Source organism: Segatella copri (genome assembly GCF_026015465.1).
GTDB classification, from domain to species: domain Bacteria; phylum Bacteroidota; class Bacteroidia; order Bacteroidales; family Bacteroidaceae; genus Prevotella; species Prevotella copri_E.
Genome location: NZ_JAPDUQ010000002.1, coordinates 839,725 through 855,316 on the forward strand (window position 1 = coordinate 839,725; position 15,592 = coordinate 855,316).

15 protein-coding genes are annotated in these 15,592 nt (G+C 41.7%); 6 read left to right on the plus strand and 9 right to left on the minus strand.

Translation table 11 applies throughout. The features are described 5' to 3' along the window. The first annotated feature begins 62 nt into the window (after positions 1 to 62). The 5 genes from ONT08_RS10590 (at position 63) to ONT08_RS10610 (ending at position 5,896) form a co-directional block, all read left to right on the plus strand. Complete coding sequence (locus ONT08_RS10590) at positions 63 to 1,973, plus strand: LTA synthase family protein (protein ID WP_264959890.1); 1,911 nt, start codon at positions 63 to 65, stop codon at positions 1,971 to 1,973. A gap of 70 nt (positions 1,974 to 2,043) precedes the next feature. After that, positions 2,044 to 2,742 carry a phosphatase PAP2 family protein gene (locus tag ONT08_RS10595; protein ID WP_264959891.1) on the plus strand — a complete coding sequence of 233 codons (699 nt, stop codon included), beginning with the start codon at positions 2,044 to 2,046 and terminating at the stop codon, positions 2,740 to 2,742. A gap of 76 nt (positions 2,743 to 2,818) precedes the next feature. After that, positions 2,819 to 3,199, plus strand: a complete 381-nt coding sequence (locus tag ONT08_RS10600; protein WP_144153095.1) for a hypothetical protein — start codon at positions 2,819 to 2,821, stop codon at positions 3,197 to 3,199. A gap of 278 nt (positions 3,200 to 3,477) precedes the next feature. Next, positions 3,478 to 5,193 carry a glutamine--tRNA ligase/YqeY domain fusion protein gene (locus ONT08_RS10605; RefSeq protein WP_117586669.1) on the plus strand — a complete coding sequence of 572 codons (1,716 nt, stop codon included), beginning with the start codon at positions 3,478 to 3,480 and terminating at the stop codon, positions 5,191 to 5,193. A 61-nt stretch (positions 5,194 to 5,254) separates the two neighbouring features. Continuing rightward, the gene (locus tag ONT08_RS10610) at positions 5,255 to 5,896 is read left to right on the plus strand and encodes a DedA family protein (RefSeq protein WP_117586670.1); all 642 of its coding nucleotides are present in this window, start codon (positions 5,255 to 5,257) and stop codon (positions 5,894 to 5,896) included. Positions 5,897 to 6,013: 117 nt separating this feature from the next. On the opposite strand, the gene ONT08_RS10615 is transcribed toward ONT08_RS10610, so the two are convergent. The 9 genes from ONT08_RS10615 to tnpC form a co-directional block, all read right to left on the minus strand. Further along, positions 6,014 to 7,576, minus strand: a complete 1,563-nt coding sequence (locus ONT08_RS10615; protein ID WP_264959892.1) for an ATP-binding protein — start codon at positions 7,574 to 7,576, stop codon at positions 6,014 to 6,016. A 99-nt stretch (positions 7,577 to 7,675) separates the two neighbouring features. Next, positions 7,676 to 7,861 carry a hypothetical protein gene (locus tag ONT08_RS10620; RefSeq protein WP_194253067.1) on the minus strand — a complete coding sequence of 62 codons (186 nt, stop codon included), beginning with the start codon at positions 7,859 to 7,861 and terminating at the stop codon, positions 7,676 to 7,678. Beyond that, a complete protein-coding gene (locus tag ONT08_RS10625) occupies positions 7,818 to 8,972 on the minus strand; it encodes an ATP-binding protein (protein ID WP_264959893.1) in 1,155 nt (384 codons plus the stop codon). Before ONT08_RS10625 ends, ONT08_RS10620 begins: the two co-directional genes overlap by 44 nt. A 172-nt stretch (positions 8,973 to 9,144) precedes the next feature. After that, a complete protein-coding gene (locus ONT08_RS10630; RefSeq protein ID WP_254974362.1) occupies positions 9,145 to 9,414 on the minus strand; it encodes a hypothetical protein in 270 nt (89 codons plus the stop codon). A gap of 184 nt (positions 9,415 to 9,598) precedes the next feature. Further along, complete coding sequence (locus tag ONT08_RS10635) at positions 9,599 to 10,150, minus strand: GNAT family N-acetyltransferase (protein ID WP_117726893.1); 552 nt, start codon at positions 10,148 to 10,150, stop codon at positions 9,599 to 9,601. Between the two features lie 2 nt (positions 10,151 to 10,152). Beyond that, a complete protein-coding gene (locus ONT08_RS10640; RefSeq protein ID WP_181975234.1) occupies positions 10,153 to 10,305 on the minus strand; it encodes a hypothetical protein in 153 nt (50 codons plus the stop codon). A gap of 400 nt (positions 10,306 to 10,705) precedes the next feature. Further along, entirely contained in the window at positions 10,706 to 11,071 is a 366-nt protein-coding gene (locus ONT08_RS10645; RefSeq protein WP_119236320.1) for a hypothetical protein, read from the minus strand. Positions 11,072 to 11,228: 157 nt separating this feature from the next. Continuing rightward, positions 11,229 to 11,984: a hypothetical protein gene (locus ONT08_RS10650; RefSeq protein WP_254974361.1), complete on the minus strand. Its 756-nt coding sequence runs from the start codon at positions 11,982 to 11,984 to the stop codon at positions 11,229 to 11,231. Positions 11,985 to 12,158: 174 nt separating this feature from the next. Further along, positions 12,159 to 13,613 carry an IS66 family transposase gene (gene tnpC / locus ONT08_RS10655; protein WP_264959263.1) on the minus strand — a complete coding sequence of 485 codons (1,455 nt, stop codon included), beginning with the start codon at positions 13,611 to 13,613 and terminating at the stop codon, positions 12,159 to 12,161. A gap of 412 nt (positions 13,614 to 14,025) precedes the next feature. Here tnpC and ONT08_RS10660 point away from each other — a divergent pair, with 412 nt between their 5' ends. Beyond that, positions 14,026 to 14,910 carry a DNA-methyltransferase gene (locus ONT08_RS10660; RefSeq protein ID WP_437183610.1) on the plus strand — a complete coding sequence of 295 codons (885 nt, stop codon included), beginning with the start codon at positions 14,026 to 14,028 and terminating at the stop codon, positions 14,908 to 14,910. Positions 14,911 to 15,592 lie beyond the last annotated feature (682 nt).

A 15,592-nucleotide genomic window follows, 5' to 3' on the forward strand; every position in this document is an offset into this window, starting at 1 on the left:
TTTGCATTAATTTTCAAGCTCAAAGCCGAGTATATCATAATTATTAGTCAAGAAGCATAGATATGAAGCAAATATTGTGGTTTATAAAAACGTATTTTACGTTTGTCATTTTGTTCAGTATTCAGAAACCATTTTTCATGATATTGGAAAAGGCTTCTGCTACACAACCTATCGATAATATCTGGAGCGAAATGCCTACAGTGATGTGGTACGGTTTATCACTCGACCTCTCTATGGCTGGTTACCTCACCGCACTACCGGGTTTGTTGCTCATCGCAATGATTTGGTTTCGTAAGGAGATTATACGTCCCATTCTGAATGCTTATTATATACTGGCATCTTTCCTGGTTTCCATTACATTCGTACTGAATGCAGGATTATATCCATATTGGAACTTCCCGCTAGATAGCACTCCATTATATTATTTCTTTACTTCGCCAAAGGATGCACTTGCAAGTGTTGGAGGGCTTTACATCTTTTTGGCTCTCCTCATCACTGTGCTGCTTACCATAGCCGTCTGGTTCGCACTCCGCATGCCTCATACCCAGAAGCGCTATTCCAGCAGATACAGCAACTATGGTTTTGGAGATTTCGGCAGTGGTCGCAGAACGCGCTACTCTGACATAGAGCATCATCGTATGCGCCATTCTCTTATTCTGTTGCTGCTTACTGCCCTTCTCTTCATTCCTATCAGAGGAGGATTTACTGTATCTACAACAAATACAGGAAAGGCATATTTCAGCCAAAATGCGTTTTTGAATCATGCTGCCGTCAATCCGATGTTCAGCCTGTTTGAATCACTTACCCATCAGGAAGATTTTGCATCGCAATACCGATACATGTCAGAAGAAGAAGCTAACAAGCTCTTTGCTCAAATGGTAAGTTCAAGCGACCAGAACACCTACCCGCTTCTGAATGAAGAAGCTCGGAAAAACGGAAAGCCAGATATACTTATTATTATTATGGAAAGCTTTGCCAACGACATCATGCCTTCCGTCGGAACACATAAAGACGTAGCGGTCTGCTTGGACTCAATAGCCAGAAAGGGAATTTTCTTCCCAAGATTCTATTCCAACACTTTCCGCACGGATCGTGGATTGGTTGCTGTTTTGAGCGGTTATCCTGCACAACCTACAACCAGCATCATGCGCTACCCGGCAAAATCTGCACAATTACCATCATTGGCACGTTCATTGGCTAAAGCAAAGCATTACGGCAATGCATATTATTATGGTGGTGATGCTGATTTTGCCAACCAACGCTCTTGGCTGGTTTCCCAGGGCTATGAGAGAATCATTTCAGATAGTGATTTTCCTATAGAAGACAAATTGAGCAAATGGGGAGTACACGATCATATCGTAGCCAACCGGCTGCTTGCAGACCTCAGGAAAGAACAGAATGCCAAGCAGCCTATGCTGAGAGTATTCCAGACATCAAGCAGTCATGAGCCATTCGATGTACCATATAGCAGACTGAAAGACAAGCGTTTAAATGCATTTGCTTACACTGATAGTGTCATAGGTCATCTTCTGCGTGAATACAGCAAATTGCCTAGATGGAAAAACACTTTGGTATTACTCGTTGCCGATCATGTTGGCGCATACAAAGAACATCTTGACAACTTTGACCGCAGCCGCTATCAGATTCCACTTATCATGACCGGTGGAGCAATAGCTCGCCCAATGAATGTTAAGCTCATAGGAAGTCAGCATGATATAGCAGCTACACTGCTCGGACAAATAGGCATTCCTCACAAAGACTTTTTGTTCAGCAAGAATATGTTGAGTGATGCTACTCCTAAATTTGCATTCTTTGATGTACCCGATGCTTTCGGCATGGTATCAGAGGAGAACTCTATCATCTACGACAATAAATCCAAAAAGGTTGTTTATGATAAAGGCAAAAAAGGTTATAACCTGAAACGAGGCATGGCTTATCTACAGAAGTTGTACGATGACTTGAGTGCAAAATAGCCCAAACGACAGGGCAACAGATTATCAGAAACAAGAAAGCGAACATTACAGAATTTCATAAAGAAAGACTATGATAGAATTACTTCATCAAATAGAACAGATTGATACGCAGATTTTTCTGTTTTTCAATGGTTTTCACAACGTGTATTGGGATTACTTCATGATGATTTTCTCAGACCGATTTGTATGGGTTCCGTTCTATGCCAGTTTTATCTTTGTACTGCTTAAGAATTTTCCTGTCAAGGTTGTGATGAGCACTATAGTTGTCATCACTCTGATTATCTTGTTTTCAGACCAGACTGCATCAGGAATTCTGAAGCCATTAGTAGCAAGAATGCGTCCCAGCAATCCTGATAATCCTATCAGTCCGATGGTACATGTTGTTCAAGGATATCGGGGTGGCAGATATGGTTTCCCATCTTCTCATGCAGCCAATGCATGGAGCATAGCCTTCTTTGCCCAATATCTGGTTCGCCGGAGCAAACTCACGATATTCTTATGCCTATGGGCATTGATAACCAGTTATTCCCGAATGTATCTCGGTGTACACTATTTTGGCGACATCCTGATTGGTACCCTCATTGGTTTTCTCTATGCCACCTTATATTATTATATATTTCAGTATTTTTTAAGGAAGCATACCGAACGTTTTAAGCCCAACCACGACATCAGATTTGCAAGCGTCCCTATCATTACGGGGCTCGTTTCTATTTGGGTAATCATTTGTACCAGTGGAATACTATCTTTCTATAGCATACCACTGAGATAAACAAATGTATAAAAAGAGTTAGCTTATAAAAATGGTTTAGATTAACATTATTATTAACATATAAAATTTAAAGATTATGAAGAAATTATCAATTCTTGCATTTGCTATGGGCCTGATAGCTTTCACTGCATGTTCTGAGAAAAAGGCACCAGCACCTGCACCAGCTCAGGCAGAACAGACTGTTGTAACCGATTCTGCATTTCAGGCTGCCGCAGCCGGTGAATATAAGAGCGCAGATGGTGAGCGTAGTGTAACTTTGAACAGTGATTTCTCTGTTAAAGTAAAAGGCCTTGATAAGGAATTTTACAAGTGGGAATTGCCTGCTAAGCCAGAAGGTAAAGCAGCTGTGATTATCCTGAGCCGCAAGGGTCTCGATGCCGATGTTCAGGAGCAGGCAACACTCGATACAGAAGAAGGTTCAATCATTATTAAGAACGAAACATTCCGCAAAAAGTAATTAAATATGAACCTGGTATAAATGCAAAACGCCCTCGCTTCACAGCGAAGGCGTTCATTTTTGGTATTAGTTTCATTTAAGGTAAAAAGATTGTATTCAGGATAACGATGCAAAGATAGACATATTTTTCGAAACGAACGAATCTTTTTATATGTTTAAAAACATATTTTGTGAATTATCGCTCCCAAAACAAAATTATCTGCCAGATAATTTCGGTACTTACAATTAAATTTGTATCTTTGCACCATAAATTTAAAAATTATTCTTTTTATTGAATTATGGCAATTAATGAAGAAAACAATTTGGAAGAGAAGAAAAGTATCTCTTTCGTAGAACAGTTAGTTGAGGAAGACCTCAAAGAAGGCAAAAACGGAGGACGAATCCAGACGCGTTTTCCGCCAGAGCCTAATGGTTATCTGCATATCGGCCATGCCAAAGCTATCTGCATGGACTTTGGTGTTGCAGAGAAATATAATGGTGTTTGCAATCTTCGTTTTGATGACACTAACCCTAGCAAGGAAAACAATGAATATGTAGAGAATATTCTTCAAGACATCCAGTGGCTTGGTTTCAAGTGGGGCAATATCTACTATGCTTCTGACTACTTTGAGAAGCTTTGGGATTTTGCTGTCTGGATGATCAAGAAGGGCAATGCATATATAGATGAACAAACTGCTGAAGAAATTGCACAGCAGAAGGGTACTCCTACCTCACCGGGTACTGCTAGTCCATATCGTGATCGCCCAATCGAAGAAAGCCTTGCTTTGTTTGAGAAGATGAATACTCCTGAGGCCGTAGAAGGCAGCATGGTTCTTCGCGCAAAACTCGATATGGCGAATCCAAACATGCATTTCCGCGATCCTATCATGTATCGTATCATCCAAACTCCTCATCACCGTACTGGAACAAAATGGCATGCATATCCTATGTATGATTTCGCTCACGGACAGAGTGACTACTTTGAGGGGGTAACCCACTCTATCTGTACATTGGAATTTGTACCTCACCGTCCGCTTTACGATAAGTTCATCGACTTCTTGAAGGAGAAGGACGGAACTGCAGATGTATTAAACGACAATCGTCCACGTCAGATTGAGTTCAACCGATTGAACCTCACTTATACTGTAATGAGCAAGCGTAAGCTTCACCAGCTGGTTGATGAGAAACTGGTTATCGGATGGGACGACCCACGTATGCCTACTCTTTGCGGAATGCGCCGTCGCGGTTACTCTCCTGAGAGTATTCGTATGTTTATCGACAGTATCGGTTATACTAAGTTCGATGCTCTCAACGATATGGCCTTACTCGAAGCATCTGTTAGAGAAGACTTGAACAAGAAAGCATGTCGTGTGAGTGCAGTACTTGATCCTGTAAAACTCGTAATTACCAACTATCCGGAAGGTGAAACAGAGGAAATGGAAGCCATCAATAATCCAGAAAATGAAGCTGATGGCACACACACCATCACATTCTCTAAGAATCTCTGGATAGAGCGTGCTGACTTTATGGAAGATGCTCCTAAAAAATTCTTCCGTATGACTCCGGGTAAAGAAGTTCGTCTGAAGAATGCTTACATCGTTAAGTGCACTGGATGCACAAAGGACGAAAATGGCGTTATCACTGAGATTCAGGCAGAATACGATCCTATCAGTAAGAGCGGCATGGAAGGTGCCAACCGTAAGGTTAAGGGTACATTGCATTGGGTATCAGCAGATCACTGCGTAAAGGCAGAGGTGCGCGAATACGACCGTCTCTTTATGGTAGAAAATCCATCTGCTGATGAACGTGACTTCCACGAGTTGCTCAACCCAGACAGCTTCCACGACTATCCTAACTGCTATGTTGAGGAATATGCAGCCAACAAGAAGCCAGGTGAATATCTCCAGTTCCAGCGTATCGGTTATTTCATGGCCGATCTTGATTCTACTGCAGAAAAACCAGTATTCAACAAAACCGTTGGCTTGAAGGATACATGGGCAAAACAGAATAAATAAATCACCTATATCTGTCTCAGTTTCAACACTGAGACAGATATTATTTAGATTCAGATAACAAATGAATACAGCAGAGCTTTTTCTTTGGATACTCGACAATTTAAATTACTGGGTAGTAACCCTTTTCATGGCTATCGAGAGTTCATTCATCCCATTCCCATCAGAGGTGGTTGTTCCACCTGCAGCATGGAAAGCCATGGATCCTGATAGCGGAATGTCGTTTATCCTGGTCATCGTGTTTGCCACCATTGGTGCCAATATCGGTGCACTTATCAACTATTATTTAGCTAAATGGGTAGGCCGCCCTATCATCTACCGTTTTGCCGACAGCCGCATCGGACATATGTGCCTGATAGACCGCCAAAAGGTAGAAGTTGCAGAAGAGTATTTCCGCAAGCATGGAGCCGCATCCACTATTTTTGGGCGCCTGGTACCAGCTGTTCGCCAATTAATCAGTATTCCAGCCGGTTTGGCAGGTATGCATGTAGGCAAATTCTTGCTCTATACCACAATCGGTGCTGGCATCTGGAATACTGTTTTAGCAACCATCGGTTGGGGTATTTACCAATATACAGACTATAAAACAACTCAAGATGTATATCAGCAGGCATTAAAGTATAGTCATGAGCTCGGTTACATCATCTTGGCTCTTGCCGTTGTTATTGTAGCTTTCCTTGCATACAAGGGGCTCAAGAAGAAATAAGAAACTATCCCCCATCCTGCTTTCTCAAGCGGGATGGGGGATTTTTTCTTTCGTATAATTACTTATCTATCTTGTATAGCATTTCATCATGGCAAAACATAAATGGATTCAAGTGACCTATTCCTTGATAATCCAATCACCTATCGTCCGCTGGTTGCTGTCATAATTTACGCCAATCTTAAACAGACGCTTACCATCGGCAGAATATGGAATCAGATATCCCTTTTCATCTATCTGTCTGATAGCTTCCTCGGCTGAACCATCATATTTCAACTCGAAAACAAATACGGCATCAGGCATATACACCACGGCATCAGCCCTGCCTATCGCACTATCCTCCTCTACCCTCATGTGTGCTCCCATCAGGTTAAAGATAAGATAGAACACCGTCTGGAAATCCCGTTCACTCTTGTTACTCAATCGGTTGGAAATGCTGGCAAGATAAGCCTTCAGGCGCACCATCGCTCCCTCAACGTCTGCCTCATAGAGCTTTTCCAGGAAATCACCTACCAGACTATTGTTATCCAGTGATATTGGTGAAAGATAGTTAGGTGCAAGACTCTTGAGCATGCCAATCTTAACCTCTCTGTTAGGATACTCCAAGGTATAACGTTGCAGCATCGGGTTATACTTCTTGATGGTGAGATAACCACTCTGATAGAGCAACGGAAGCGCAGAAGTCATCATTTCCGGCGAAACATCAAAGTCATCCACATCACATGATTTCTTCTCAATATCCATCACATTGACGTGATACTTCTGCAGCGTCTTGATAAGATAAGTCGGCGTACCCGAGCCAAACCAGTAAGGAGCTATATCCCGTGCATTCAGTGCCTTTACCAGACTGAACGGATTGAATACATCTTCAGATTTCTTACTGAAATGATAGCCGTCGTAGAATCTTGTCAGCTCTGCCAGACACTCCTCATACGTCATACCCAGGTCTTCTCCCAATGCCTCTATATCCGGTTTCATCTGAGTGGTAAGCTCCTTCTTGCTGATACCGCAGATAGCCGAATACTGGTCGAACATACTGATGTTATCGAGGTTATTCAGTTCACTGAAGATGCTGAGCTGCGAGAACTTGGTGATACCCGTGATGAAGGTGAACTCCAGATACGGGTCGAGCATCTTGATGGGACTATAGAAGTTTTGCATGATGAGGCGCAGCGGTTTCAAATTATCCTTTTCATGCACTACATCCAGCAAAGGGGCATCATATTCATCAATGATAATCACTACCTTCTTACCCGTCTGCTTGTATGCTTCTTTCACCAGGTCTTTCAAACGGAGGTTAGCGTCCACCTGATGCGTCTTATATCCCCAGATTGTCTCCTGCTCTTCAAGCATATCAGCCAGGTATCTTTCCAGCTGTTCCACTCCCATGTGCTTGGCGCCGCTCAGGTCGAAATGCAGCACAGGGTGCTTCACCCAATCCTTCTCATAATCAGCAATGGCCAATCCCTCAAAAAGTTCTTTCCTTCCCTCGAAATAGGCCTGGAGGGTAGATGCAAAGAGCGACTTTCCGAATCGTCTTGGACGACTCAGAAAAACATACTTCATTTTTTTCTCTCGAAAATCCACGATGTATGGGGTCTTATCTATATAGAGATAATTACCCTCTCTGATATTTGAGAATGTCTGTATTCCTACTGGATAGAAATTTACCATTTTTGCCATATTCCTACATGCTTTACGTTTTGCGCTGCTAAGTTACGAATATTTTTTTGAATAGGAAAATTTTGGGAGAGATATTTTTCACAATTATCTTTTGCAATATTATACTTCCTTCCAGTCAACCAGTCCCTTTCCCATATCATCCAGTTCTATGGCAAGGGCAATCACCTTGCGCTTATCAGCCTTGAAAGGTTCGGCATACTGTTTAGCTTTCATCTGCTCTGTGGCTGCATCCACACCACCATTATTGCTCAGTTTCTGAAGTAAGTGCTGGCAATATCGTCTCATAAAGTGATTTTTTTACCTCTGAATTAGGGAATCCTAGAATATAGATTCCCATCATATAATCCTTAATCGTGAGATAGCCTGTCTGATAGAGGACAAGTTCTGCTCCACCATCAGTCACATCAGAAGTCTCCAGTGTATTGCTAATTATCGGACAATACTCGAAATCTTTCAACCTCTTTTTAATATCATCTTCAAACTTAGAGAGTAGTGGCGATGTCCCGGATGAAAACCAATAGTTCTTCAAATCAGAATCTGCCAATGCATTGATAAGACAGAAAGGATTGAATACATCAACCTTGTTTCTACTACTGAAGTGATAGCCACCATAATAAGAAGACAGTTGCATTGCAGCTTCATCGAATGTCCATCCTTTACATGCTGCCAATTTGTTGATTTCCGGTTTGAAATCACAGATAGCTTCTTCTTTTGTGATACCACATAGAGCAGCATATTCTGAATCAAAACCAATGAAACTCAAATTGTTGAGACCTGAGGTTAGGGAGAATTGCGAAAATTTGGTGCAGCCTGTGATAAAAACAAAGTTTTCGAATTTGTCCATAGATTTGAGAATGACAAATACGTTTCTGTATATTGCCGTACATTTTTCGTATAACGGAGTTTTCCAGGAATGCTGCAATGGAGAGTCATATTCATCGATGAGAATGGCCACCTGCAAACCTGTTTTGTTGTATGCAGTCTTTATAATTTCTATCAGACGAGTAGCTAACGAAGAATTACCTCTTGTTTCTATCTCATACAAAGATTCATATTCCTGAAATGTATAGTCTAGATAACCTTTCAGACTTTCCGGTTCTGCGCCTGCACGACTCATATCCAGTCTGATGACAGGTCGCTTCACCCATTCCGTCTCCATCTGCATAATCTTCAACCCCTCGAAAAGTTCCTTCTTACCCATGAAGTAGGCTTCGAGCGTATCGACCAGCACTGATTTACCAAAGCGTCGTGGGCGGATTAGGTAATTATAAGTTTTCCCCTTGTTGGCAAGTTGCCAGATGATATCTGTCTTGTCAACATAAAGATATCCACCCTTTCTGATTTCCTCGAAAGACTGGATGCCTACCGGCAATTTTCTATCGTTAGTCTCTACCATAATTCCTAATCTTTGGTTTCCAATTGCAAATTTACGACTTTATTTCCAAACCCGCAAGAGATTCCTGTGAAAAGTTTCTGTAAAAGTTAGAGATTGTTGAATGTTGAGTGGTCTATATGCCACGAAGAAAAGGTGGCGTATAGACCCTTGATTATATGGTGATATTCGTAATCTACATCTCCGCTTTCTGGTTCATACCTTTTTCCATACCTTCCGCAAGACCTTCTTGCTTACCTTTCGCCATACCAATTTCCATACCCTCAGCTATACCTTCACGCTTGGCAGTGTCTACGGAATTCTTGATGTCGCGATATGCCATCTTGCTGGTCTCGTACTCCCTCATTTCCTGAGGAGTAAACTTGGCTATCTCGGCTTCCTCGAAGAGGCGGTCGAAGCCGAAGTCGGTCAGCAAGCTGATGTATCTTTCTTCTACCTGTTTCATACGCCATCCATTTAATTCTATATCTAGTTTCGCTGCAAAATGACGCTTTTTTCCTGAAACGACCAAATAAAAAGCGGGAAAACTGGCTGATAGACATTCATAAATCTCTCTATCACATAAAGCAAATCCCCCAGCCCGCAGTTTGCAGAATGGGGGATTTCTGTAAATACAAACTATATATTATCTACAAAGACATCATTTTAAGATCATAATATAATAATCTTGTATGTGTCGCATCTTCATCATTTTTAGTAAGCTCTAAGAAGCTATTCTTTAAATAGAAAGGTATCGCCTCTATGTATGCATCAACAGTTATAAATCTACAACCCGTTTTATTGTCTTTGGCAAAATATCCTTTGATAAAATTCAGAAGTTTTGTCCCAAGATGCAGCTTTCGTGCATTTTCATCAACAGCTAATCTACATATTTTTACTGCAGGATAGCTTTTGAGACGTTTTGAGTTTTTAAAGCGTCTTTTAAACCTGTTGAACTCAGTGTTGTTCTCAAACTCTGTTAAGGAGATTTTATCATTTGCTAAACTGAAGTATGCAAGGATTACACCATTATTGTCTTCAATAACGTAAGTCACAGCTAGCATCTCTCCACGATACAACTGTGACTCATTTAGAATGAAGTCATTTAAGTCTTCATCCCCACAGTTAAAATTAGATATTCTGTCATTAATATCTAATCGTCGAATCTTTAACGGTTCGCAAATGTCTTTATTATCGTTCATAATCAATTTGCGAATAAACTCATGATATAATTATAGTCACGATTGATTTCTTCTATCTTCTCGTGGCTCTCCTTTGGAGGATTCTTCATCCTTGCCTCAAATACTCTGGCATCTTCACCATAGAGTATAGGCGTTTCTTTTATAGGTCTTGCCATATTTAATTATTTTAAAGTTCAACATCTAATTTCGCTGCAAAATTACGCTTTTTTCCTGAAACGACCAAATAAAAAGCGGGAAAACTGGCTGATAGACATTCATAAATCTCTCTATCACATAAAGCAAATCCCCCAGCCGGCTTGAGAAAGCAGGATGGGGGATTTCTGTTTATCTGTTATCATCTCTTAGATAATATCTTATTTCAATTTTTCTATTTGTTCCTGGGTAAGACCGGAATACTTCATAATCAGATTGATGTCAACGCCATCAGCAAGCATGTTCCTGGCCCTAGCCCAGGGCACGCCCTGGGTAATTACGGACACAAAACTTGTCGCCCTGTTAAGTAGTTCAAAAAGGATGTGACATAAATCCATGACACCCCCCTCATTTTTGCATAGATTATTCTTCATTACAAGCATATTTTGTCCCTTCAGAGAACACGCCAGGCAATAAGGTGGCAACATATCGAAGTTTTACATCATCCGAGATGAAGGTCTTCTTTTCACAGAGATTGTCAATAATCTCAGCCCCTTTCAGCATGAACTCCTTCTCTTTCTCGCTGAAGGCATAAATATCATTTCCTGAAACAGGCAAGTCTGAATTGAATGTGTACATCTTGCCGCAAATGTCACACTCTTTCTCATTGTACTGTTGATATTCTACACTCGAAAACTCTCTAAAGTCCTCTTCTTTAGGGATAAACCCTAGCTGAAACATACTCTGTATGGCTTCACCACCACCGAACAACAAATCAAAAAAATCCATATTTCTTAAGTCTTAAAATGAATAATATGACGGATTTCAGGCATTCGTAAAAACCTGACACATCTGTATATACTAATTTAAAAGTGTACCACTTTCTAATTAGTATATACAAATACCTCTTCTATTTATAGATAAAACAGACAAGCCAATCCTACCATCAGAGAATAAGCGAACTCTTTCTCTGCATCATCAGCCCCTCATAATATCTATCAAGCTTGTCATAACTTACAAATTTCACCCTATCCGAGATAGGCTTGAAATAATCATGGCTCAACTTGGCTATAAATTCATCATGGCGCCTGGCATCAGCCACGATAAACATCTGGGCATTGAAACTCTGGAGGTCGGCAAACTTACAGAGAGAATTCTGAATATCCGTAGAATGCTCTACCTCAAAGAAACTATCGGGCATCATCACCTCGCTGCCCAAAGAATTAGGCTGAAACCACATAACGTCTATCGTGCTACTCCTATTCACGAATTCCTGATAGGAGAATGGCGGAACTTCCGGCAATGTGGAGATTTCGCCCAGCTTCACATTGATACATCTCCTGTTCTTATCCTGTGCAGGAACATAGGTTTCAAGTTTCTTCATGTTACCGATATACAGCAGAAGTCCCTGATAATAAGAATGATTGAATTCCTGCACCTGCTCAGAATCCGAATTCGTCACATCTTGTGCCACAATCCCCCTATCCGCCAAGAGACTTCTATATTCCTCCAAAGCCCATAATCCCGGACGAATGCGAAAGATTTCCTTGCGGTCTTGCACAATACGACGTATGGATGCAAATGGAGTCTTGGTATTCCATGTGCAATCCTCAATCTTGAACACCTCCTGATTCAGCTGACCGAATGTAGCACATCCACCCAACCTCTTCAAGGTCTCTATTACAGCTTCGTATTGTTTCATATCTCGCTAAGTTTTATTTCGTTTAAAGCCTGTATAAATAAACACTCTGCAAATTTACATCAATATTCAGAAAGAACAAAAAAATATATGAAAAACTTTCTGTTTTTATTCATTTTAACCAATTCTTCTTTTCTTGTAACTACTCAGCACCCCCTATGGGCATGAGTAATCGTCTTACTGTTGTACTACAGCAAGAATTGCATTGAATTTCGAATTTCCGTTCTTCATAGCAGTTTCAGCGATGGAGTGCAGCTTGGCAAAATCATCGGCACCGCCGTCTGTTCGGAAGCAACCACTGACTTTCTGTTTTATCTTGATTTTCCTAACTCCCCGCTCACTGGCATTGTTATCGTATGGCACACTTGGATTGGAGAGAAAGGTGAACAGGTAGTCTTTGACCTTAAGGATACCTCTCTTGAATTTCTCAAACTCGTTATCTAAATGCGTGAGGCTTTCACCCAAGAGGTTCTTCATCTTAGTCTTCAGTACTTTTATCTTTCTAGAGGTAATGTTGCCCTCTCTTCTGAGATTTATAGAGTGTTCTATCAGTTGGATGAATCTCCGTGCCCAGTCCTGGTTTGAATCCAATTCGTTCAGATACTCTGCATTCCTAAGGAGATGAGCCAGACAGACCTGATGATCCTTAACATTCATCTTGAAGTAGCTCTGGTGTCTGTCTGTCACAAGTGTCGAATAGGGAAGTCCCTTTGGAAACTTGGAATCTATGGCCTTCTGACCTCGCGATTCTGACTGGAACACGTATGTAAGCAGGTCGTTCTGGAATATCCAGTTCCAATGCAGATGCTTTCCTACCGCAGCACCTGTTTCATCGGCTCCTACGACAGACGCTGTTTCCAGCCTCTTGCGTATTTCCTCGTATGCACTATCTGCCTTGCCGCTATTCTCTTTGAGTATGTTCTGCACTGTTCCCTCACTTATATTCTGGCCGGACAGGTCGGATATAAGTTCTGCAATCCTTTTGAACGGAATACACTGCACTACATTGAGGTATGTCACCAGTGCACGGAGGTTGTCACCATACTTGATACGACAGTTGGGAGCTTCGCAGTTGTTTACGCAACCGCATTCACAGACCTTCTCGTAATACTGTTCCTCACAGGTCTCTACGACCACCTTGATATCAACAATCTGTGTCTTACGGATCTTCTGGCATGGTATATCAATCAAGAGCCGACCACAGCATTTACAATAGACTGGTTCGTGCTTTACAATTACGTCTGGTTCTGCAACAGTCTGTAGTGTGTGCCCCTTGTGGCCAGGCTGTCCACCGCTCGGCTTTCCGCTTGGCTTGCGAAGAGACTTTGTCCTGCGCTGCTCACGGGAAGCGATACTTTCTTGGGATGGAGGGATACTACTGTTGCTGCTGTTTTTCTCGGGCTTCCCTGGTGTACTTGACGTATCGTCAGCAGCTTCCTCGAGTTCCTTGATGCGCTCTTTAGCAACGGCAAGTTCTGTCTTTAGATTATGTATCTCTACGTCCTTCTGGTTAATGACACGGTTGAGGCGTCCGATCTCCGCTGTCTTCTCGGAGTCGGACTTCTCAAGCTTGCGCAGACGCTGGTTTATCTGGCGCAAAACAATATCTATGTCAGTACAGTCGTTTGCCATTGTTTTTGGTGCAAAGATAAGCATTTTTATCCACATGGCAAAATCACGATTTACATCCCTTAACGCAGACTTTTGACTTGTGGAAAATGCAAAAACGTATCTCCTGCCAGATAAATTGTTGAAGGGCGATAATAGCCAAAGGAGACTTGCTGGCAGCATCACCGAAAAAGAACTCGCAAAATGAGCTGTTTTAAACAACCTACGTCCTCACCGACTCAATCATTAAAGAGTTTGTAATGATGATGAAAATAAGCAAAATCAAGTTTATGCTTTATTAACGAGAAGTTTTCTATAGGGGTGCTGAGTAGTTACCTTTTCTTTCTGCCGAATTGATCTTTTTTGATCATGAAAGTTAAAGTATGATCTAATCATTTATAAATCAAATATTTGCATTACCTTTGCACCCGAAATGATGAATAAAAAGGCGATATATCATAGGGCTGATGATTTCACTCTCCTTCACGGAGACTGCATCCGGCTGATGGGCGAATTTGATTTCAAGTTCGACATGATCTTCGCCGATCCTCCTTACTTCCTGTCCAATGGAGGTATCAGCGTACAGAGCGGAAAAGTGGTGTGCGTGGATAAAGGGGAATGGGATAAGGGAGGAACACCCGAACATATCGACCTGTTCAATGAGGAATGGATTGCGGAATGCAGGGAACACCTGACGGAGAACGGAACAATCTGGATTTCGGGAACTTATCACAATATCTTCTCGGTGGCAAACAAGCTGACACAACTCGGATTCAAAATCCTCAATGTCATCACATGGGCGAAAACAAATCCACCGCCCAATATCTCGTGCCGGTACTTTACCTACAGCACCGAGTTCATCATCTGGGCAAGAAAGTGCCCGAAGAAGCCGCACTACTTCAACTATGACCTGATGAAACTGCTGAACGAGAACAAACAGATGACGGATGTATGGAGGCTGCCAGCCATCGCAAGATGGGAGAAATCGCTGGGCAAGCATCCTACGCAGAAACCGCTCGCCCTGCTGGTACGCATCATCCTGGCTTCAACCCGACACGGAGCATGGATCCTCGACCCGTTCTCGGGAAGCGGAACTACCGGCATCGCTGCCTCGCTGACCGGCAGGCGCTATCTGGGCATAGAAAGGGAAAAGGAATATCTGGACCTGAGCATCAGGAGAAGGGTTGAACTGGAGAACGGGAGTATCGTAAGGAGCTACCGCAAGAAGATAAGGGATATCGTGATTGCGGATGGAGAACCGGAAGAGGCTGGCATCTTCGGGGTAACGGATGAGAACAGAATTCAGGATTTGCCGTTCTGATTTTTCGCCGACAAAAGCATCGCATTATCTTTGCTTTACTGAACTTCGCGTGTGGGGAAGTTAGAGGGAAGTTAAGGGACAAATGTCCTGCATTTTAAGCTAGAAGACTATTGTCTCTTAACTTCCCGAACGACCGTAGGGAGTGATAACTTCTTTAACTTCAATAAATTCTCACACTGGAGAAACTTGAATAACTCCTTAAAATTCGTTAACTTCTGAACTTGCGAAACCAGAATCTAATATGCGAAACTTCAAGTTTTCTGCGTTAATATTTGTTTAAAAACCAGTCCTTTTTCGGTATCGTTAACTTCTTTTATCTGATAATTGTTTAACACAACATAAGACAGGATTTCTTACCCCACTCGATTTTTCAAAGATGTCAGCGGTAAGAAAAGAGGAAAAAAGGGACCCTAAAAAAAAGACACCCATTTCGGAACCAAAAATAAACGCTTAAAATATGTAAAAACGGGCTGAATTCTTAAAATATGTTTATAAAAAGCGAAAAACACCCTTCACCACCCTTCACCCGTAACTATTTGACACACAAAACCTTAAATAAAAAGGTGAAGGGTGAAGGTTTGAAAACTCTTTTTTATATATACGCGCGGCAAGGAAAAAAATCCGTTTTTTCATTTTTCTGATTATCTGGTTTTTCCAAAAATCCTAAAAAAAAGAATATAAT